This window comes from Rhizobium sp. ERR 942 (genome assembly GCF_007828395.1).
Lineage (GTDB): Bacteria > Pseudomonadota > Alphaproteobacteria > Rhizobiales > Rhizobiaceae > Rhizobium > Rhizobium dioscoreae.
On the sequence record NZ_VIUA01000006.1, the window covers coordinates 461,346 to 481,518 of the forward strand.

The 20,173-nt window shown below is 61.3% G+C and carries 18 protein-coding genes; 15 read left to right on the forward strand and 3 right to left on the reverse strand.

What is annotated here, in order from left to right; genetic code table 11:
• Positions 1 to 15: 15 nt before the first annotated feature.
• The 6 genes from FBZ97_RS25545 to FBZ97_RS25570 all read left to right on the forward strand — a co-directional run bounded on the left by FBZ97_RS25545 (position 16) and on the right by FBZ97_RS25570 (position 7,906).
• On the forward strand, positions 16 to 1,392 hold the full coding sequence (locus tag FBZ97_RS25545) for a cache domain-containing protein (RefSeq protein ID WP_145322616.1): 1,377 nt from the start codon (positions 16 to 18) through the stop codon (positions 1,390 to 1,392).
• Positions 1,389 to 2,030, forward strand: a complete 642-nt coding sequence (locus FBZ97_RS25550; RefSeq protein WP_145322618.1) for a response regulator transcription factor — start codon at positions 1,389 to 1,391, stop codon at positions 2,028 to 2,030. Before FBZ97_RS25545 ends, FBZ97_RS25550 begins: the two co-directional genes overlap by 4 nt.
• A 267-nt stretch (positions 2,031 to 2,297) precedes the next feature.
• On the forward strand, positions 2,298 to 2,495 hold the full coding sequence (locus tag FBZ97_RS25555) for a DUF3311 domain-containing protein (protein ID WP_068391887.1): 198 nt from the start codon (positions 2,298 to 2,300) through the stop codon (positions 2,493 to 2,495).
• Positions 2,485 to 3,960: a sodium:solute symporter family protein gene (locus tag FBZ97_RS25560; protein ID WP_113353840.1), complete on the forward strand. Its 1,476-nt coding sequence runs from the start codon at positions 2,485 to 2,487 to the stop codon at positions 3,958 to 3,960. Before FBZ97_RS25555 ends, FBZ97_RS25560 begins: the two co-directional genes overlap by 11 nt.
• Positions 3,961 to 4,259: 299 nt before the next feature.
• Positions 4,260 to 7,142, forward strand: coding sequence for an isoleucine--tRNA ligase (ileS, locus tag FBZ97_RS25565; RefSeq protein WP_113354074.1), 2,883 nt, complete (start codon positions 4,260 to 4,262; stop codon positions 7,140 to 7,142).
• A 134-nt stretch (positions 7,143 to 7,276) separates the two neighbouring features.
• On the forward strand, positions 7,277 to 7,906 hold the full coding sequence (locus FBZ97_RS25570; RefSeq protein ID WP_113330954.1) for a hypothetical protein: 630 nt from the start codon (positions 7,277 to 7,279) through the stop codon (positions 7,904 to 7,906).
• 95 nt (positions 7,907 to 8,001) lie between these two features.
• Here FBZ97_RS25570 and FBZ97_RS25575 read toward each other — a convergent pair whose 3' ends face one another.
• On the reverse strand, positions 8,002 to 8,460 hold the full coding sequence (locus FBZ97_RS25575; protein ID WP_145322620.1) for a nucleoside deaminase: 459 nt from the start codon (positions 8,458 to 8,460) through the stop codon (positions 8,002 to 8,004).
• A gap of 72 nt (positions 8,461 to 8,532) precedes the next feature.
• Here FBZ97_RS25575 and FBZ97_RS25580 point away from each other — a divergent pair, with 72 nt between their 5' ends.
• The 3 genes from FBZ97_RS25580 to FBZ97_RS25590 are packed head-to-tail and all read left to right on the forward strand — an operon-like array spanning position 8,533 to position 11,883.
• Positions 8,533 to 10,425 (forward strand): pseudouridine synthase, encoded by a 1,893-nt coding sequence (locus FBZ97_RS25580; protein WP_145322622.1) that lies wholly within the window; start codon positions 8,533 to 8,535, stop codon positions 10,423 to 10,425.
• A gap of 6 nt (positions 10,426 to 10,431) precedes the next feature.
• Positions 10,432 to 10,998, forward strand: coding sequence for a 16S rRNA (guanine(966)-N(2))-methyltransferase RsmD (gene rsmD / locus FBZ97_RS25585; RefSeq protein ID WP_095434065.1), 567 nt, complete (start codon positions 10,432 to 10,434; stop codon positions 10,996 to 10,998).
• Positions 10,999 to 11,016: 18 nt separating this feature from the next.
• Positions 11,017 to 11,883 carry a patatin-like phospholipase family protein gene (locus FBZ97_RS25590; RefSeq protein WP_145322624.1) on the forward strand — a complete coding sequence of 289 codons (867 nt, stop codon included), beginning with the start codon at positions 11,017 to 11,019 and terminating at the stop codon, positions 11,881 to 11,883.
• Positions 11,884 to 11,937: 54 nt separating this feature from the next.
• Here FBZ97_RS25590 and FBZ97_RS25595 read toward each other — a convergent pair whose 3' ends face one another.
• Entirely contained in the window at positions 11,938 to 13,758 is a 1,821-nt protein-coding gene (locus tag FBZ97_RS25595; RefSeq protein ID WP_145322626.1) for a monovalent cation:proton antiporter-2 (CPA2) family protein, read from the reverse strand.
• A 150-nt stretch (positions 13,759 to 13,908) separates the two neighbouring features.
• On the opposite strand from FBZ97_RS25595, the gene FBZ97_RS25600 reads away from it, so the two are divergent.
• The 6 genes from FBZ97_RS25600 (at position 13,909) to lpxK (ending at position 19,775) form a co-directional block, all read left to right on the forward strand.
• Positions 13,909 to 15,261 carry a TldD/PmbA family protein gene (locus FBZ97_RS25600; RefSeq protein WP_145322628.1) on the forward strand — a complete coding sequence of 451 codons (1,353 nt, stop codon included), beginning with the start codon at positions 13,909 to 13,911 and terminating at the stop codon, positions 15,259 to 15,261.
• Between the two features lie 27 nt (positions 15,262 to 15,288).
• Positions 15,289 to 16,095 carry a 3'(2'),5'-bisphosphate nucleotidase CysQ gene (locus FBZ97_RS25605; RefSeq protein WP_145322630.1) on the forward strand — a complete coding sequence of 269 codons (807 nt, stop codon included), beginning with the start codon at positions 15,289 to 15,291 and terminating at the stop codon, positions 16,093 to 16,095.
• A gap of 61 nt (positions 16,096 to 16,156) precedes the next feature.
• Entirely contained in the window at positions 16,157 to 16,402 is a 246-nt protein-coding gene (locus tag FBZ97_RS25610) for a DUF4170 domain-containing protein (RefSeq protein ID WP_145322632.1), read from the forward strand.
• Positions 16,403 to 16,580: 178 nt separating this feature from the next.
• On the forward strand, positions 16,581 to 17,900 hold the full coding sequence (gene waaA, locus FBZ97_RS25615; RefSeq protein WP_145322634.1) for a lipid IV(A) 3-deoxy-D-manno-octulosonic acid transferase: 1,320 nt from the start codon (positions 16,581 to 16,583) through the stop codon (positions 17,898 to 17,900).
• Positions 17,901 to 17,912: 12 nt separating this feature from the next.
• Entirely contained in the window at positions 17,913 to 18,644 is a 732-nt protein-coding gene (locus FBZ97_RS25620) for an HAD family hydrolase (protein WP_113330963.1), read from the forward strand.
• Between the two features lie 84 nt (positions 18,645 to 18,728).
• Positions 18,729 to 19,775: a tetraacyldisaccharide 4'-kinase gene (gene lpxK, locus FBZ97_RS25625; protein ID WP_145322636.1), complete on the forward strand. Its 1,047-nt coding sequence runs from the start codon at positions 18,729 to 18,731 to the stop codon at positions 19,773 to 19,775.
• A 30-nt stretch (positions 19,776 to 19,805) separates the two neighbouring features.
• Here lpxK and FBZ97_RS25630 read toward each other — a convergent pair whose 3' ends face one another.
• Positions 19,806 to 20,036, reverse strand: a complete 231-nt coding sequence (locus FBZ97_RS25630) for a DUF2093 domain-containing protein (protein ID WP_069612411.1) — start codon at positions 20,034 to 20,036, stop codon at positions 19,806 to 19,808.
• Positions 20,037 to 20,173 lie beyond the last annotated feature (137 nt).

Below are 20,173 nucleotides of genomic sequence, written 5' to 3' on the forward strand. Positions count from 1 at the left end.
TGGGAGGAGCAATCGTTGACACTACGCAACCAGATTATTGCGCTCGCGCTCGCGCCTCTCGTCATCTCGATCCTGGCAATCACTGCCTTCATTACCTGGCAGTCGACCAATCTTACCAAGAGCAATATCGAGACCTTCGAACAGAACATGCTGAGGGCGAAGGAAACGGAGATCGTCAACCTTACAAATCTTGCCGTGTCGGCCATTCAGGCGATCTATCGGGACGCAGCCCCGGACGATCAAGCCGCTAAGGACAAGGTAGCCGCGATCCTGACGTCGCTTGATTATGGCCCGGACGGATACTTCTTCGTCTACGACTATGATGGCAACAACATCGTTCATCCGCGCGAGAGATTTCGTAACGGGCGCAATTGGATCGATTTGACCGATCCGGACGGCGACAAGGTCATCGCGGAGCTCATCAAGACCGCAAAAGCCGGCGGGGGCCTGCACCAGTACAAATGGGAGAAGCCTTCCACCGGCCGTGTCGCCGATAAGCTCTCATTCGCTGTCGGCCTTGATAAATGGCACTGGGTTGTCGGAACCGGCGTCTATCTGGATGATATTTTTACCCAGACTGCTGCGGCCAATGCCGCCATGCGGGCAAACATAAAAGGAACCTTTGTCGTCGTCACACTCATTGCCGTCCCTGCTGTTCTGGTCGTCTTCACGACTTGCATGCTCTTGACCTTCCGTGAGCGACGCATGGCCGATGGTCGGCTGAAGGAGCTGACGCAAAGAGTGATTGATACGCAGGAGGAGGAACGCGCCCGCCTTGCGCGTGAACTGCACGATGGCGTGTCGCAGAATCTCCTCGGCGTGCGCTATGTCATGGACCTTGCCAACCGCAAGGTACGAAACCAGGTCGATGATGCCGCCACGACGATCGAGAAGGGTATCGATACCCTGAACAGCGCAATCAAGGACATCAGGCGGCTCTCGCATGATCTGCGTCCCCGCGTGCTCGATGATCTTGGCTTGACGGCGGCGCTGACCGCGCTCGCGAACAATTTCGCCGAGCGGACCGGGATCGCAACCGAGATCGAGGCTTCCGGCTTCACCAGCATGCTGAAGCCGGAAGCCAATACCGCGCTCTACCGTGTCACGCAGGAGGCCTTGAACAATGTGGAGCGCCATTCCGGGGCGACGGTTCTTGCGATCAAACTTTGGAGTGATCGCGGGCGTGCACGCTTGAGAATTTCGGACAACGGCATTGGTTTTGACGGCACTGGCGACGGCAAAGGCGGACTTGGGCTGAGGAACATGCAGGAGCGTATGGCACATTTCCGCGGCCTGCTTCTCGTCCAGAGCAAGGCCGATGGTACGACACTGATTGCGATGCTGCCGAAATCGGCCAATGCCTCGCCAAGAGCAAAGGTGGATGCGGCATGAAAAGCGACAGGATCAGTGTTCTGTTGATCGACAATCATCCCGTGGTGTTGGACGGATTGAAAGCCGTGCTGGAGACGTTTGACCACATAGAGGTGGTCGGGACGGCAAACCTTGCGCAGATCGGCCTGGAGGTCGGACGACGGACGCTCCCGCAGGTTACCTTGATGGATATCAATATGCCGAAGCTGAGCGGTATCGAGGCGATCGAGCTCTTTCGCCGGGAGCTTCCGGAGACGCGGATCGTGATGCTATCCATGCATGACAGCCGAGAATACATCTCCTCGTCGATCATGCGCGGTGCGGTCGGATATATCCTCAAGGATGTTTCGACGGATGAAGTCGTCTGCGCCATCGAGACGGTAGCAGCCGGCGGGACTTATTTCTCGTCCGGCGTTCGCGACATACTGGTGGCAGACAGGGCGCAAAATGAGGCTGATCCGCTGACCCCGCGCGAGCGGCGCATTCTGGGCTTGATCGTTACAGGCAGGAGTAATCGCGAGATTGCCGAAGAACTTCAGATCACGCCCGCGACGGCGGAAACGCATCGCAAGAACTTGAAGAAGAAGCTTGGCATCGCAACGACCGCCGGTCTGATCCGCTACGCGCTTGACCACGGCATCGCAACCGCGGCGGGCTGACGTCCGCCTACCCACTTCTGGGTAGGTTCGGCGATTTCGTATCAGCTAATATCTTGTTCGGACGGTAGACTCGCCGTAGGACTTTATCAGCGGCTGCCCGCAGGCGGGCCGTTGGGAGGAATTCACATCCGTTGGTCTGGCTCTGCATAGCCAAAGCTCCTCGGCTCCGGTCCTAGGGCCTACATTGCAATCGCAGACTGATGCACCCCTTCCACTCTGACAACTGCAACAAGGTGGCGCGCAGACACCGCGTGAGAGGTATCGGACATGGACAAACGTTTCGGGACGGCGGCCTGCTGGCTGCTCGTCATTCCCTACATAGGCTTGCTTTGGGTCCCCTTCTACAACAGCCACGATCCGGTGCTGTTGGGTTTCCCCTTCTTCTACTGGTATCAGCTGGCCTGGGTGCCGATCACCGCCTTCCTGACCTGGATCGCCTATCGGAGCATGCGCCATGATGACTGATATCGATCCGACAGCTCTTGCCGTCTTCATCTTCTTCCTGGCCCTCGTGACCGTCATGGGCTTTGTCGCTGCCCGCTGGCGCCGACCGAAGACTCTTGCCCATATTGATGAATGGGGTCTTGGCGGCCGCACCTTCGGCACCTGGATCACCTGGTTCCTCGTCGGCGGCGACTTTTACACCGCCTATACGGTCATCGCAGTTCCAGCCCTGGTCTACACTGTCGGTGCCTATGGCTTCTTCGCGCTGCCCTATACGATCGTCGTCTACCCGTTCGTCTTCATGGTCATGCCGCTTCTCTGGAGGCGGGCGAAGGACTACGGCTATGTCACGGCAGGCGATGTCGTCCACGGGCAATATGGCTCGCGGGCGCTGGAACTGGCGGTCGCTCTGACGGGCGTCATCGCCACCATGCCCTACATTGCCCTGCAGCTCGTCGGCATGACGGCGGTGTTCAAGGCGCTCGGACTTCATGGCGAATTGCCGCTTGCCGTCGCCTTCATCATCCTGGCGCTCTATACCTATTCGGCTGGCCTTCGCGCCCCGGCGCTGATCGCCTTCGTCAAGGACATCATGATTTATATCGTGGTGATCGCGGCGATTGCGCTCATTCCAGCCAAGCTCGGCGGTTATGCCAATGTCTTTGCGGCCGCCGATGCGGATTTCAAGGCCAAGGGCGCGGGCAGCCTCCTGCTCGGTGGCAACCAGTACGTCGCCTACGCGACTTTGGCGCTCGGCTCCGCGTTGGCGGCCTTCATGTATCCGCATACGCTGACCGGCATCTTTGCCTCCAACAGCGGCAATACCATCCGCAAGAATGCGGTGCTGCTGCCGGCCTATACGCTGCTGCTCGGTCTCCTGGCACTGCTCGGCTATATGGGCCATGCGGCGCAACTGAAGCTGGATAGCCCGAACGATGTCGTTCCGGCGCTATTCCAGACGCTGTTCTCGAGCTGGTTTGCAGGTTTCGCCTTCGCGGCCATCGCCATCGGCGCGCTCGTTCCCGCGGCCGTGATGAGCATTGGCGCTGCCAATCTCTTCACCCGCAACTTCTGGAAGGCCTATGTCGATCCGCAGGTTTCCGATGCCGGCGAGGCAAAGGTTGCCAAGATGACCTCGCTCGTCGTCAAGATCGGCGCACTTCTGGTCATCATTTTCCTGCCGACGCAATTCGCGCTCGATCTGCAGCTGCTCGGCGGCATCTGGATCCTGCAGACGCTGCCGGCCCTGGTCTTCGGCCTCTACACCAAGTGGTTCCGTGCGCCGGCTCTGCTTGTCGGCTGGTTCGTCGGCTTCTTTGGTGGCACCTATCTGGTCTGGGATGCCGGCTGGAAGCCGCTGCATATGGTCCCCCTCGGCGAAGCGGGTTTCACTGTCTACACCGGACTGCTGGCGCTTCTCGCCAATATCGTCGTGGCGATCATCGTCAATGCGGTGATGCCGGCGCGGGCGGAAGCACGGGCCTGATCCGAACAATGCCCATATGGCCGCGGATGGAAACGTTCGCGGCCATTCTCTATGCCGGCTGCGTTGTTTCCTCTTCCTTTCCTTGGAAAAAACGCCTATGAACCGGCGACCATGACCCAATTTCGGCTGAGCCTATCGATACGAATTATTGGCCCGGCCTTCCGCGCGCTCTAAGCTGCCGGAAGGTCCGGGTTTTTGGCGTCTCGTTCAAGAGGCGCTTTCCGCCGCCGAAAAATCCCCATATGGCTGCGCCAGTTCAGGCGCAAGACGCCCGAGACACCGAGGCAATTGTCACGACTATGACCGATACCGTTGAAAAGATGGATTACTCCAAGACCCTTTACCTGCCGGAAACCGATTTTCCGATGCGCGCCGGGCTGCCGCAGAAGGAGCCGGAACTGGTGAAGCGCTGGGAGGAGATGAACCTTTATAAGAAGCTGCGCGCTTCCGCCGCCGGCCGCGAAAAGTTCGTGCTGCATGACGGCCCGCCCTACGCCAATGGCCATATCCACATCGGCCATGCGCTGAACAAGATCCTGAAGGACGTCATCACCCGCTCGTTCCAGATGCGCGGCTATGACAGCAACTACGTTCCCGGCTGGGATTGCCACGGTCTGCCGATCGAATGGAAGATCGAGGAAAAGTACCGCGAGAAGGGCAAGAACAAGGACGAGGTCCCGGTGAACGAGTTTCGCCAGGAATGCCGCGACTTTGCCGCCGGCTGGATCAAGATCCAGTCTGAGGAGTTCAAGCGCTTGGGCATCACGGGCGATTTCGACAATCCCTATCTGACCATGAATTTCCATGCGGAATCCCGCATCGCCGGCGAACTGTTGAAGATCGCCCGCACCGGTCAGCTTTATCGCGGCTCCAAGCCGGTCATGTGGTCGGTGGTCGAGCGCACGGCGCTTGCCGAAGCCGAAGTCGAATATGCCGATGTCGAGAGTGACACGATCTGGGTGAAGTTCCCGGTGGCTGAAGGCCCGGCGCATCTCGCCGGTGCCTTCGTCGTCATCTGGACGACCACTCCCTGGACGATCCCCGGTAATCGCGCGATCGCATACTCCTCGCGCGTGTCCTATGGCCTCTATGAGGTCACGGAAGCCGCCAATGATTTCGGTCCGCGTCCCGGCGAGAAGCTGATCTTTGCCGACAAGCTCGCCGAGGAATCCTTCGCCAAGGCAAAGCTGCAATACAAGCGACTGGCGGATGTGACCGCTGCCGATCTGGCCGCAGTCACCTGCGCGCACCCGCTTGTCTCGCTCGGTTATGGCTTCAAGGTGCCGCTGCTCGATGGCGATCACGTCACCGATGATGCCGGTACGGGCTTCGTGCACACCGCACCCAGCCACGGCCGCGAGGACTTTGATGCCTGGATGTCGCATGCACGCGATCTCGAAAAGCGTGGCATCTCCTCCGCCATCCCGTTCCCGGTCGATGACGCGGGCTTCTACACCGCCGATGCCCCCGGCTTCGAAGGCGGCCGCGTCATGGACGACAACGGCAAGAAGGGCAATGCCAACGATCTCGTCATCAAGGCGCTGATCGAGACGAACACGCTGTTTGCGCGCGGCAGGCTGAAGCATTCCTATCCGCATTCCTGGCGGTCGAAAAAGCCGGTCATTTTCCGCAACACGCCGCAGTGGTTCGTCTATATGGACAAGGACTTCGCTGACGGTTCGACGCTGCGTTCGCGCGCCTTGAAGGCGATTGACGACACCCGCTTCGTGCCGGCTGCCGGCCAGAACCGCCTGCGCGCCATGATCGAACAGCGCCCGGATTGGGTGTTGTCGCGCCAGCGCGCCTGGGGCGTGCCGATCGCGATCTTCGTCGACGAGCAGGGCAACATCCTGCAGGATGACGGCGTGAATGCCCGTATCCTCGAGGCTTTCGAGCAGGAAGGCGCCGATGCCTGGTTCGCGGAAGGCGCGCGCGAGCGCTTCCTTGGCGAGAAGGCCAACGAGCCCTGGACGCAGGTCATGGACATCCTCGACGTATGGTTCGATTCCGGTTCGACCCACACCTTCACGCTGGAAGACCGCCCGGACCTGAAGTGGCCGGCGGATGTCTATCTCGAAGGCTCCGACCAGCATCGCGGCTGGTTCCACTCGTCGCTGCTCGAAAGTGCCGCGACCCGCGGCCGTGCGCCTTACGATACGGTCGTCACGCATGGCTTCACCATGGACGAACAGGGCCGCAAACAGTCGAAGTCGCTCGGCAACGTCGTTGCCCCGCAGGACGTGATGAAGGACGCTGGCGCCGATATCCTGCGCCTCTGGGTCATGACCACGGACTACTGGGAAGATCAGCGCCTTGGCAAGGCTATCATCCAGACCAATGTCGATGCCTATCGCAAGCTGCGCAACACCATCCGCTGGATGCTCGGCACGCTGGCGCACGATAAGGGCGAAGTGATCGCCTATGCCGACATGCCGGAGCTTGAGCAGCTGATGCTGCACCGTCTCGCCGAGCTCGACGAGCTGGTGCGCGAAAGCTACGACGCCTTCGACTTCAAGCGCATCGCCCGCGCCTTGATCGATTTCGCCAATGTCGAGCTGTCGGCCTTCTACTTCGACGTTCGCAAGGATGCGCTCTACTGTGATGCGCCGTCGAGCCTGCGCCGCCGTGCCGCTCTCGCCGTTATCCGCACGATCTTCGATTGCATGGTGACGTGGCTGGCGCCGATGCTGCCCTTCACCACGGAAGAGGCTTGGCTCTCGCGCAATCCGTCGGCGGTTTCCGTTCATCTCGAGCAGTTCGTCACCGTTCCGGCCGAATGGAAGAACGAGGCGCTGGCCGAGAAGTGGAAGAAGATCCGCGCTGTGCGCAGCGTCGTCACCGGCGCGCTGGAAATCGAGCGCAAGGACAAGCGCATCGGCTCCTCGCTGGAGGCTGCCCCGGTGGTCTACGTCGCCGATCCCGAGCTGTTGAAGGTGCTCGAAGGGCAGGACTTCTCCGAAATCTGCATCACCTCCGGTATCACCATCCTTGGCGAACAGGGGCCTGCGGATGCCTTCCGTCTCGACGACGCCGCGAAGGTCAGCGTCGTGCCCAAGCTTGCCGAAGGCCGCAAATGCGCCCGTTCGTGGCGCATCACCACGGATGTCGGCTCGGATCCGGAATACCCGGATGTGTCGGCTCGCGATGCGGCGGCACTGCGCGAGCTGATGGCTGTCAACTGAAGAAAGTTGCCGGATGAATTGCCTTTGCGGCATTCATCCGGTAAAAGCTGCCTGAAAATGGCCTGAATTTTACGGCAGTTGCCGTTGAATGGGGTCCTATTGCGTTTATTCCGGCATGGCTGGGAAGGGTTTTCATGAGAGCGATGCATAAGGTTCGTGTCGGCGTCAGCTTGGCGGCACTTGTGGTTGGCTGCGGCGCCATGTCCGGTTGCCTTAGCAGCCCGACTTACGGCACCGACAAGACGGCCGGCGTCCAGCTCCTCGATGACCTCGGCGATATCGCCTCCGTTTCTGCCGCAACGCCGAAGGACAAGGGTGTAAAATACCCGAACAGACCTGGTCTGGTTATTGGTGGCGACAAGAACACTCTGACTCAGCCGCAGCAGTCGCTGGCCAGCAAGGACAACCCGGCCTGGCTGGAATCGCCGGAAGATGCCCGCAAGCGCCTTGCCGCAGAAGCCGACGAGAAGAAGAACGACGTCAACTATCGCTCGCCGCTGGCTCAGGCCGACAGCGCCAAGAACCATCTGAGCGAAGCGCAGCAGACGGCTGCCTATCGCGCTGCCCGTCAAGACCAGGCCGGCACCTATATCGATCAGCGTCGCTATCTGATCGACCCGCCGCAGCAATATCGCCAGGTATCCGATCAGGCTGCTTTGAACGATCTCGGCACGCCCGAGTCGAAGAAGGAAAAGAAGCGCAAGAAGGATGCCGAGGCTGCGCAGCAGACCAACAACAGCAGCTGGTGGAAGCCTTTCCAGTAAAAAGATTTCAAGGCGGCGGCAGCTGCATAATCCTTGAATCGGAATCGATTTAAGGGAAGATTATGCAGAATTTTAAAGTGTTACAGCGCCGCTTTTCAGTCTTCGGAGCGTTTCGCTTGGAAGAAAGCTCTGAGGATGTCGGCGGATGCGGTTTCGCCGAGGCCGGAATAGACCTCCGGCGCATGGTGACAGGTTGGTTGACGATAGAAGCGCACGCCATTGTCGACACCGCCGCCCTTCGGATCTTCGGCACCATAATAGAGACGGCGGATGCGCGCGAATGAAATGGCCGCGGCGCACATGGTGCAAGGTTCCAGCGTGACGTAGAGATCGGCGCCCGCAAGACGCTCCCGGCCCAGTTCCTCGCAGGCCAGGCGGATGGCGACGATTTCGGCATGGGCGGTGACGTCGTTGAGCTCGCGGGTGCGGTTGCCGGCCGCAGCGATGACCTTGTTGCCGAGCACGATGACGGCGCCGATCGGCACTTCGCCACGTTCTCCAGCGCGGCGCGCTTCGGCCAAAGCAAGCTCCATGAATTGATTTATAGCCGCCATTCAAGTTTTTCCACTTAACCGCAAGGGCGTGACCTGATAGGAACACGCGTTAAAAATTCAGGCAAACAACAAATGACGATGAATGACAAGCCCAAGCGGCCTGGGTCTAAACCCTTTGCTGGCGACAAGAAGACGATAAAGCGCGATGGCGCGAAGCCTGCGAAGGCCGCAGCCGTTAAAGCTGCGGAAGCGACCGCGGTCGAGGATGGAAAGGCCGAGCGCATTTCCAAGGTGATGGCGCGCGCCGGCGTGGCGTCTCGCCGCGATATCGAGCGCATGATCCTGGATGGCCGCGTCAAGCTCAACGGCGTGCTCCTCGATACGCCCGTGGTCAATGTGACGCTCGCCGACAAGATCGAGGTCGACGGCGTGCCGATCCGCGGCATCGAGCGCACCCGCCTGTGGCTCTATCACAAGCCGGCAGGCCTCGTGACCACCAATGCCGATCCGGAGGGCCGCCCGACGGTGTTCGACAATCTGCCGGACGAGCTGCCGCGCGTCATGTCGATCGGTCGTCTCGATATCAACACCGAAGGTTTGCTGCTGCTGACCAATGACGGCGGCCTTGCCCGTGTTCTGGAATTGCCGACCACCGGCTGGCTGCGCCGCTACCGCGTGCGCGCTCATGGCGAGATCGATCAGGAAGCGCTCGACAAGCTGAAGGAAGGCATTGCTGTCGACGGCGTGCTTTACGGCTCGATCGACGCGACGCTTGATCGCACGCAAGGGTCCAACGTCTGGATCACCATGGGCCTGCGCGAAGGCAAGAATCGCGAAATCAAGAACGTGCTCGGCGCTCTTGGTCTCGAGGTGAACCGCCTGATCCGCATCTCCTATGGCCCGTTCCAGCTCGGCGAGTTGCCGGAAGGCCATGTGCTCGAGGTGCGCGGCCGCACGCTGCGCGATCAGCTCGGTCCGCGCCTAGTCGAAGATGCCAAGGCGAATTTCGACGCGCCGCTTTACAATGCCCCGGCGGTTGCCGAGCCGGAAGAGGCGGATGCTGGGAAGCCGGCTCGCACGGCCAAGGAAGAGCGCCCGCGTCGCGAGCGTCCCGAGGACAAGCGCGAGCGTGCGCTTAGCCATCTCGATACCAAACGCGATGCCAAGCGTGATGATCGTCGCGATAGTAGTCACAAGGACGACGACCGGGCGAAGCGCCAGCCGCTCGGCCCGCGCCGCAGCGCCAACGTCTGGATGGCGCCAGGCGCCCGCCCGCTCGGTGAAAAGGCGGCAGCGAAGGCCGCCAAGAATGCAAAGACCGCCTCCCGCCGTGGCGAGATTGAACGCCCACAGCGCAGCGGCTTCGACCGTGCGGATGAAGGCCCGCGCGTCCGCATCAATCGCGTCGACGAGGGTGACGGTGAATGGATCCGTTCGAGCGAGGAAGCACCGCGCCGCTCGCGTGGCGACGACGAGGGCTTCGATCGCAAGCGCTCGCGCGGCGATCGTCCCCAGGGTGATCGTCCCGCCCGTGGGGAACGACCGTTTGGCGATCGTCCGCGCGGCGAACGCAGTTCTCGGTCGGAGAGTGGCGACCGTCCTCGTGCGAAATCCTTCCACGGTGAAGCCCGCTCCGAACGGTCCTTCGGAGATCGACCTGCGCGCGGCGACCGGCCTTTCGGCGACAAGCCTCGTGGCGACCGGCGTCCGCGTGCCGAGGGAGACGAGCGTCCGCGCAACAAGTCTTTCGGCGGTGAACAGCGCTCCGAACGCCCCCGCGGCGATCGCCCGTTTGGTGATCGTCCGCCCCGTGGTGACCGACCCTTCGGCGATCGGCCGGCCGGCAAGCCCTTCGGCAAGAAGCCTGGCGGCAAATCCTTTGGCGGTAAGCCGGGCGGAAAGCCCGGTGGCTCGCGTGGCTTTGGCGGCAAGCCGGGTGGCGCAGGTCGCCCATCCGGCGGTCCGCGCGGCGGTTCCGGTCGGGGTGGCCCCGGCAGGGGCGGCCCCAAGGGCGGCAGGGGCTGACGCGCGGTGAGGATCGTCGGCGGTGAGTTTCGCGGTCGCTCGCTTGCAACGCCGAAGTCGAACGATATTCGTCCGACGGCGGATCGCACGCGCGAAAGCCTGTTCAACATCCTGAACCATGCCTATCCCGAGGCCATCGATGGCACGCGGATGATGGACGTTTTTGCCGGCACCGGCGCCGTCGGGCTGGAGGCAGCCTCGCGGGGCTGCCGTCACGTGCTCTTCGTGGAAAGCAGCGTCGAGGGCAGGGGCCTTCTCTGGGAAAACATCGATGCGCTCGGCCTGCATGGCCGCACGCGCATGCTGCGTCGTGACGCGACGGACCTCGGCAGCGTCGGCAATCTCGAGCCCTTCGATTTTCTCTTCGCCGATCCGCCATACGGCAAGGGGCTGGGCGAGAAGGCTTTCGCGGCCGCTGCCGCCGGTGGCTGGCTGGTACCGGGCGCTCTGGCGATCCTCGAGGAGCGCGCCGATGTCACAGTTGCCGCGCCATCGGACTTCCTGTTTCTGGAGGAGCGAACCTTCGGCGACAGCAAGATGCATTTCTTCCGTTACCAGCCGCTGGCGGCCTGACGGAGGAAGGAGAACACTATGGGCGATTATGCTGATTTCGTCGGCAGCGACTATCCGCTCGCCGCCTCCGGCACGCCGAGCGTCGCAGTCGCCTTTGGCTGCGGCGGCGCGCGCGGGCTCGCCCATATTCATATCATCGAGGCGCTGGACGAGCTCGGCATTCGCCCCGTCGCCATAGCAGGCTCCTCCATCGGCTCGATCATGGGCGCGGCCATGGCCGTCGGCATGAGCGGTGCTGAGATCCGCGATTATACCCTGGCAACCGTCGGTAATCGCCCGGCCGTTCTCAACAAGATCTGGAGCCTGCGGCCGGTCAGCATGCGCAGCATCCGCTTCGGTCAGTTCAATCTCGAACGCATTCTGCGCACCTTCCTGCCGCCGGCCATCCCGGAAAGCTTTTCCGAGCTGCATATCCCGCTGAAGGTGGTCACGACCGATTATTACGACCAGGCGGAGGTCGTCATCGAGAAGGGCGAACTCTTCCCCGTGCTCGCCGCTTCTGCGGCCATTCCCGCCGTGTTCATGCCGGTCAAGCTCGGAGACCGCGTAATGATCGATGGCGGTATCATGAATCCGGTTCCCTATGAACATTTGGCCGGTCTTGCCGATATCATCATCGGCATCGACGTCGTCGGCGGGCCGGAAGGCAGCGGCCGACAGGTTCCGAACCGTATCGAGAGCCTGTTCGGTGCCGGCCAGCTCACCATGCAGTCCAATATTGCCTTGAAGCTGCGGCTGCAGGCACCGCAAATCTTCCTGCGCCCCACCATCGGCCGCACCGGCGTCCTCGATTTCCTGAAGGCACGCGACATTCTCGCCATGTCGGCCGGCGTCAAGGACGAGCTGAAATTCGCGCTCGACCGGGTGATGACCGCGAAGAATTAGTATCCGCCAGTAAGCCGCTGGCTGTGTTTCGCCAGGATTATGCAAACGAAGCGACTAAACCCGCTCCGGCTCTTCTTGTGGCAATGCCACCAGATCGTCGGCGTCACTGTAGGTGTCGGCGGCACGCTTCGGCTTGACCAGCGGTTCGGGCTTGACCGGGCGCGAATAGAGCATGTCTGTCCCGGCCTGCAGGCCCTCGCTCACCTGTAGTACGAGCCTTTGCTCGTCGCGCTTGCGGATATCCTCGCCGATTTCATAGGCCTCGGCTTCGCTGACGCCAAGTGCTTCCAGGGTGCGGCGGCCGAAGAGCAGGCCGGATTCCAGCGTCTCGCGCAGCTCATAATCCACGCCCTTGTGACGCAGCTCGATCGAGTGAATACGATCATAAGAGCGGACGAAAAGGCGCGCATGCGGATAGTCCGTCTGCACAAGTTCGACGATCTTGTCCGTCACCTCGCGCAGATGCGTGCTGACGACGACGATCTTGGCGCGATCGATACCAGCAGAGCGCAGCACGTCCTTGCGTGTGCCGTCGCCGAAATAGATCCGGAAGCCGAAGCTCGATGCCTGGCGGATGCGGTCGGCGGAGAAATCGATGACGGTCACGTCGCGACCGCTGGCAAGCAGGATCTGTGCGGCGATCTGACCGAAACGCGAAAAGCCGATCATCAGCACATCGGAACCGGCCCCTTCGAAATCCTCATCCAGCTCTTCCTGCGTATCGCCCTTCACCAGCCGTTTCGCCAGCGCGGAACTGAGCGGTGTCAGCGCCATCGATAGTGTCACGATGGCGATCAGCATCGATGCCGTGTTCGCCGAGAAAAGATTGCCGCTGGCGCTGGCCGCGCTGAAGAGCACGAAACCGAATTCGCCGCCTTGCGGCAGCAGCCCCGCGATGCGGACGGCATCATTGTGCGGCGAGCCTGCGACCCGGCAGAGCGCATAGATCACGACCGCCTTGATGACCATCATTACCGGGACGGCGAGCACGATCATCACCCAGTTGTCGAGGATGACGTCGAGTTTCAGTGACAGGCCGACTGCGATGAAGAAAATGGCGAGCAATACGCCGCGGAAGGGCTCGATATCTGCTTCCAGCTCATGCCGATAGGAGGATTCGGCCAGCATCACACCGGAGAGGAAGGCACCCATCGCCATGGAGAGGCCGGCAAGCTGCATCAGCGTTGCCGATCCCATGACGACGAATAGGGCGGCGGCAATCATCGCTTCCCGTGCGCCGGTGCGTGCGATCACCTGAAACAGCGGCGTCAGCAGATAGCGCCCTGCGATGATCATCGCTGCCACTGCGCCGATGGCAATGGCGAGACTTGGCAGTGGATTGGCGGTTTCCTGCGCGCCGTCGAGAACGGTGATCAGCGCCAGCAGCGGCACGATGGCAAGATCCTGCAGCAGCAGCATCGAGAAGGAGCGCTGGCCGTATTTCGTGTTGACGTCGCCCTGTTGCTCGAGGATCTGCATCGCAAACGCCGTCGAGGAAAGCGCCAGGCCGAAGCCGATGATGATGCTGCCCTTCCAGCCAGCAATGCCCCCGAAATAGGCGGCCACCATCAGCGCAAGTCCGCTAAAAACCACCTGTGCCGTGCCGAGACCGAAAATATCCCGGCGCATCTGCCAGAGGCGGGACGGCTTCAGTTCCAGGCCGATGATGAAGAGCAGGAAGACGACGCCGAGTTCGGCCACGGCCAGCACGGCCTCGCTGTCGCTGATGCTGTGGAGAATCGGCCCGATCACAACGCCGGCGGCGAGATAGCCGAGCACGGTGCCAAGCCCCAGTTTCTTGAAGATAGGCGCCGTGACGACGGCACCGCCGAGCAGCAGCAGGGTTTCAGTGAAAAGCGTATTGGGGGCGGACATCGTCTGTTTCTTTCCGTGGGGCAGGCGGTGTTGCGACGCTTGGTCATGATAAACAACCATGCGTGAAGGGATTAGAACAAGAATCGGCTTTGCCGCCCTTGATGCTTTATGTAGTGCACAATAAATGGAACGCGAAGGAAAGGCCAAGTCATGACCTCTGAAATCGATTCCGCCACTCTGCTTTCCCGTGCCAGCCAGTTGATCGACCTCGCCCGGAAAGCCGGTGCGGATGCCGCCGATGCCGTCGTGGTGCGGTCGAGGGCCCATTCCGTCAGCGTCCGTCTCGGCAAGGTCGAAGGCACGGAATCCTCCGAGAGCGACGACTTCTCGCTGAGGGTCTTCGTCGGCAATCGCGTGGCGAGTGTTTCGGCCAATCCCGGCTTCGATCTCAACGCTCTTGCCGAACGCGCGGTCGCCATGGCCAAGGTTTCTCCGGAAGATCCCTTTGCCTGCCTCGCTGACGAAGCGGATCTCGCCAAGAGCTATCCCGATCTCGAACTGTTCGATCCGACCGAGGTCTCCACGGAGCAGCTGCGCGAAGCGGCCCTTGCGACCGAAGCTGCGGCACTCGCTGTTCCTGGCGTCACCAATTCTTCCGGTGCCGGCGCTTCGGCCGGCATGGGCGGCCTCGTGCTCGTCACCTCACATGGTTTTGCCGGCCACTATATGGGCTCGCGCTTCGGGCGCTCCGTCAGCGTCATTGCTGGCGAAGGCACCGGCATGGAGCGCGACTATGATTTCGACAGCCGCCTCTATTTCGCCGATCTTGATGCGGCCGAGGAGATCGGCCGCCGCGCCGGCGAACGAGTCGTCAAACGGCTCAATCCGCGCCAGGTTCCGACGGGCAAGAACGTCACCGTCGTTTTCGACCCGCGCGTCGCCCGCGGCTTCGTCGGCCATATTGCCGGCGCGATCAATGGCGCTTCCGTCGCCCGCAAGACCAGCTTCCTGCGCGACAAGATGGGTCAGCAGGTGCTGAAATCGGGCCTCTCGATCACGGACGATCCGCTGATCGTGCGTGGCCCATCCTCGCGCCCCTTCGACGGCGAGGGCGTGTCGGGCAAGCGGCTCGTCATGATCGAGGACGGCGTGTTGCAGTCCTGGTTCCTGTCCACGGCAACCGCGCGGGAAATCGGCGGCGGACTGAAGACCAACGGCCGCGGCGTACGCGGCGGTACGTCCGTATCGCCCGCGTCCACCAACCTGGCGCTGGAGCCGGGCGATATTTCGCCGGAGGACCTGATCCGCAACGTCGGAACCGGCTTCTATGTTACCGAGTTGATCGGCCAGGGCGTCAACATGATAACAGGCGAGTACAGCCGCGGCGCCACCGGTTTCTGGATCGAGAACGGCGAATTGACCTTCCCGGTTTCGGAGGTGACGATCGCCTCCAACCTGAAGGACATGTTCATGCGCGTGACGCCGGCAAACGACATCGACCGCGATTTCGGCATCGCTGCTCCGACGCTTGCCATTGAGGGCATGACGCTGGCAGGCCGCTGAGAAACGAGCGGAGATTGGAATTAATCAATGATCGATAGCAAGGCCGGCCAATTGAGCGACGTGGACCTGATCGTGGGTGCCGCGCTCGAGGCGGGCAAGATCGCTCTCGGTTTCTTCCGGCAATCGCCAGAGGTCTGGTGGAAGAACAACGGCCAGTCCCCGGTCAGTGCTGCCGATTTTGCGGCGAACGAAAGCCTTGCCGTCACATTGCGCTCGGCGCGCCCGGACTACGGCTGGCTTTCCGAGGAAACCGACGACGATGCCGAGCGTCTGAAGCACGAGACCGTCTTCGTCGTCGATCCTATCGACGGCACCAGGGGATTTCTTGCGGGCCTGGATCTTTGGTGCGTCAGCGTCGCCGTCGTCACCGATGGGCGGCCTGTGGCGGGCGTGCTCTACGCGCCGGCGCTTGACGAGCTTTTCGTGGCGACGGCTGGTGGGGAGGCCCTGAAGAACGGCAAGCCGATCCGCGTGTCTCAGAGAGTCGGTGATGACATCCATCGGCTGGCGACCGGCGAGGATATGCTGAAGGGCGTCGATCCGGATTTCCGCAAGACGGTCGAGCGGGTGAAGCACGTGCCGTCACTTGCCTATCGCCTCGCCATGGTGGCGGACGGGCGCCTCGAAGGAACGATCGTCAAGCGCAACTCGCATGACTGGGATCTGGCCGCCGCCGATCTCATTCTGGAGCGGGCCGGCGGCGCGCTCGTGGACCTTTCGGGCAATACCCTCAGCTACAATCGCGCCGAAGTATCGCATGACGAGCTTTGCGGCGCATCGGCATCGCAATTACCGGAGTTTCTCCGTCAACTATCGAACCGACGAGACGGTTGACCTTTCCGTCAAAATCCCGCAGATGAAGGACGGAGGGGGACGACAGTAGAAAGAGACGAAAATGACTGATACCAGCGGCAAAAAGCAGCTCCTGCACCTTGTCTTCGGCGGTGAATTGGAAAACCTCGAAGAGGTCCAGTTCCGCAATCTCAACGAGCTCGATATCGTCGGCATGTATCCCGACTATGGGAGCGCGCTGGTGGCATGGAAGTCCAAGGCGCAGCAGACCGTTGACAATGCCCATATGCGTTATTTCATTGTCCACCTGCATCGCTTGCTCGATCCGCAGGAAAAAGCGGCATCCTGAGCGCCTCGCACCGAATTTTGCATTTGATATCTCTATCCGGTACAGCCCCGTCGCTTTAAATCCGGTCATGAAGCAGTATCTTTGACACAATAAGAACGAAAATTCGGCTGTTTATTCGGCCGGTTGATAATCGGGATTTGGCATTGATGGTGATCAGCTGGGATAGGAGGCGAACGAAATGAGTAGCCTCAGGGCGCGTCTTGCCTTGAGCGCCTATCGCTTTGGTGGAATCGCAGTCTATCCATTCATCGGGCCTTATCTCGCGGTTCGCGCGGCCAAGGGCAAGGAAGATAGTTCCCGCAAACTGGAGCGCTCGGGCTATGCCAGCGCCAACCGCCCGCAGGGACCACTGATCTGGTTCCATGCCGCAAGCGTCGGCGAAACCTCGGCCGTCATTCCGCTCATCCGAGAAATCCGTCGTCGCGATATCCATGTGATCCTGACGACGGGCACGATCACCTCCGCCAAGGTTGCGCAGCAACGTCTTGGCGAAGAGGTCATCCATCAATACGTGCCGCTCGATCTCAAGCCCGCCATCAAGCGCTTCCTCGACTACTGGCAGCCCGATTGCGCCATTTTTGCCGAATCCGAGATCTGGCCGACGACGGTCATGGAGCTTGGCCGCAAGCGCATTCCGCAGATCCTCGTCAACGCCCGCATGTCGGATCGATCCTTTGAACGCTGGAGCCGGCATCTCTCGCTTGCCGAGGCATTGTTTGAAAATCTGGCCCTGGTCGTGGCCCAGTCCGACCTCGATGCCGAACGCTTCCGCGATCTCGGCGCTTTGCAGGTTCTGAAATCGGGCAATCTCAAAGTGGATACGGATGCACCGTCATATGATGCACCGACGCTCGCCGGCTACATGAAGCAGATCGGCGACCGCAAGACCTGGGCCGCGGTCTCCACTTTCGAGGGCGAGGAGGGTGCTGCAGCCTCCGTCCACTCGATGCTAAAGGAGCATAACGGCCAGCTTACCATCATCGTGCCGCGCCATCCCGAGCGCAGCGACGCGATCGAGGCTATGCTCGCGGAACAGGGTCTCAAAGTGGCGCGCCGCACTCGCAACGATATCCTTTCGTCCGATGTCGATGTCTTCCTTGGCGATACCATCGGCGAGATGGGGCTTTATCTGCGGATGACCGAAGTCGCCTTCATGGGCAAGTCGCTGTTCAATGAAGGCGGCCAGAATCCGCTTGAGCCGGCCATGCTCGGTTGCGCGATCCTGACCGGCGGTCATGTCCAGAATTTCCGCGATTCCTATCAGCTGCTCGCCCGCCGCGGCAGCGCCCGCATGGTGCGCGATACCGAGATGCTGGCGCGTGGCGTCCATTATTTGCTCAGCAACGACACGGCACGACGCAGCATGATCGATGCCGGCTTCGCAGCCGTGCATGAAATGCGTGGTGCACTGGCAGCAACGGTGAAGGGGCTGGAGCCTTATATCAATCCGCTTTCGGTCAAGGCACGGCTGATGCCGAAGACGATGGCGAACGGATAAGAAGGGAAGGCCATGACAGCGGCCAAGCTGGGAGCGATTGCGGGCATTCTTTTTGACAAGGACGGCACGTTGCTCGACTATGACCAGAGCTGGCTGCCGGTCAATCGTGAGCTCGCACGCATCGCTGCTCAAGACGATCCTATCCTCGCCGATCACCTTCTCTCCGCCTGCGGCATGGACCCGATTTCCGGTCACATTGTGCCCGACAGCCTGCTTGCCGCCGGCAATACCAGGCAGATTTCCGAGGGCCTGGTGGCCGCCGGCTCGAAAGTGGATGTCGCGGAGCTGGTGGAAAAACTCGACGCGCTTTTTGCACATGCAGCCGATTTCTCTTCGCCGGTGACAGATCTCGCCGCCTTCTTCCGGCGCCTGCATGAGCGCGGCTACAAACTCGGCGTTGCCTCCAGCGATAATGAGCGCTCCATCCGCCAGACGGCGCGCCGCTTCGGCTTCATCGACTATGTCGATTATATCGCCGGCTACGACAGCGGCTTCGGCACCAAGCCGGAGCCGGGAATGGTACTCGGCTTTTACGCCGCGACCGGCCTTTCGCCGGCACAGGTCGCCGTCGTCGGCGACAATAATCATGATCTCCACATGGGCCGCAATGCCGGTGTGGGCCTGACCGTCGGCGTGTTGACGGGCACCGGCTCGCGCGAAACGCTGACAGCGGCCTCCGACTATTGTCTCAACGACATTACCGAGCTGGAAAGCCTGCTCATGCCTGTGGCGCAATCGGCCTGATCCTGGCAATGGCTTGCTTTTTCACGCAATCTGGCCTTTCTTGCCGCTTTGTCGCGGGCACAAGAATAGGGCTGGATTAGACGCATGGTATCGGAAGCCCCACCTTTCTGGTGGCGAAAGCCGGATTGGCGTGCCTGGGGGCTCTCACCCTTTTCGTTCCTATACGGCCGTATCGCCGGGCGTCGCATGGTGAATGGCAAACGGGTTTCCGTGCCGGTGCCTGTTATCTGCGTCGGTAATTTCACGGTCGGCGGCGCCGGCAAGACGCCGACGGCGCTTGCACTTGCCCAGGCCGTGAAGGCGAAGGGGCTGAAGCCTGGTTTCCTGAGCCGCGGTTATGGCGGCTCGCTCGATGTCACCACGATCGTTGATCCCTCGCACCATCATGCCACGGCTGTTGGTGACGAGCCGCTGCTGCTTGCCCACGAGGCGCTGACGGTCATTGCCCGTCGTCGGGCCGATGGCGCGGAAAGGCTGGTGCGCGAGGGCGCCGACATCATCATCATGGATGACGGTTTCCAGAGCGCGCAGCTCGCCATCGACTATGCCCTTGTGGTGATCGATGCCGGCAGAGGTATCGGCAACGGGCACCTCGTTCCAGGCGGTCCTGTGCGCGCGCCGCTGCGCACGCAGCTCCTCTTTGCATCCGGCCTGCTGAAAGTCGGCGAGGGCACTGCCGCCGATCGCGTCGTGCGTCTTGCGGCAAGGGCGGGCAAGCCCTTCTTTTCCGCAAGCATCAGGGTGCGTGGGCAGGAGGATTTGCGCGGCCGCAAGGTACTTGCCTTCGCCGGCATCGCCGATCCCGCCAAGTTCTTCCGCACAGTGGAGACGCTAGGGGCTGAGATCGCCGTCCGGCGCAGCTTCGGAGATCACGAACATCCTGGCGAAGACGACGTCGCCGACATGCTCGACATTGCCTCGCGCGAAGGGCTCGAGATCGTCACCACCTCGAAAGATTATGTCCGCCTCATTGGCCATCATGGTCGCACCGAGGAATTGCTGCAGCGCTGCAGGGTGATCGAAATCGATATGGTCTTTGACGATCCGCAGGCGCCGTCGCTGATCATCGACCGGGCCATTGCAGCCGCGCGCGAACGACGCTTGCGGGAAAAGCGCAGCAAATCGACCTAAAGCCAGGCCGGACTATTCAGCATGTAAAAATCAGCGCTTCTGATTGGGCAGTGCGCCGGCGCGTTTTTCGGCTTCGAGCGAGGTGATGACGTCGGCATAGGGCTCCTGACGGGCAACGCTCCAGTAGCGCAGTTCATCGAGCGCGATGTGTTTACCCGTCATCGCGCAGACGACATAGGAGCCCGGCATCAGGATCTGGAAATCGCCGTCGAGATAGCGAACTTTCGCCTCGCGGTTTCCATGTCCTTCGAAAAGATTCATCTGATGCCGTCCTTGATCTCTGTCATCTATTTGCCATACCGCACTACAGCGCCGCACGTCAAATATGACGCGCAAAGGTCGCTGTGACACTTTAAAATTACGCAGCAGACGCGACTTTTCCAGACTATTTCCCGGAA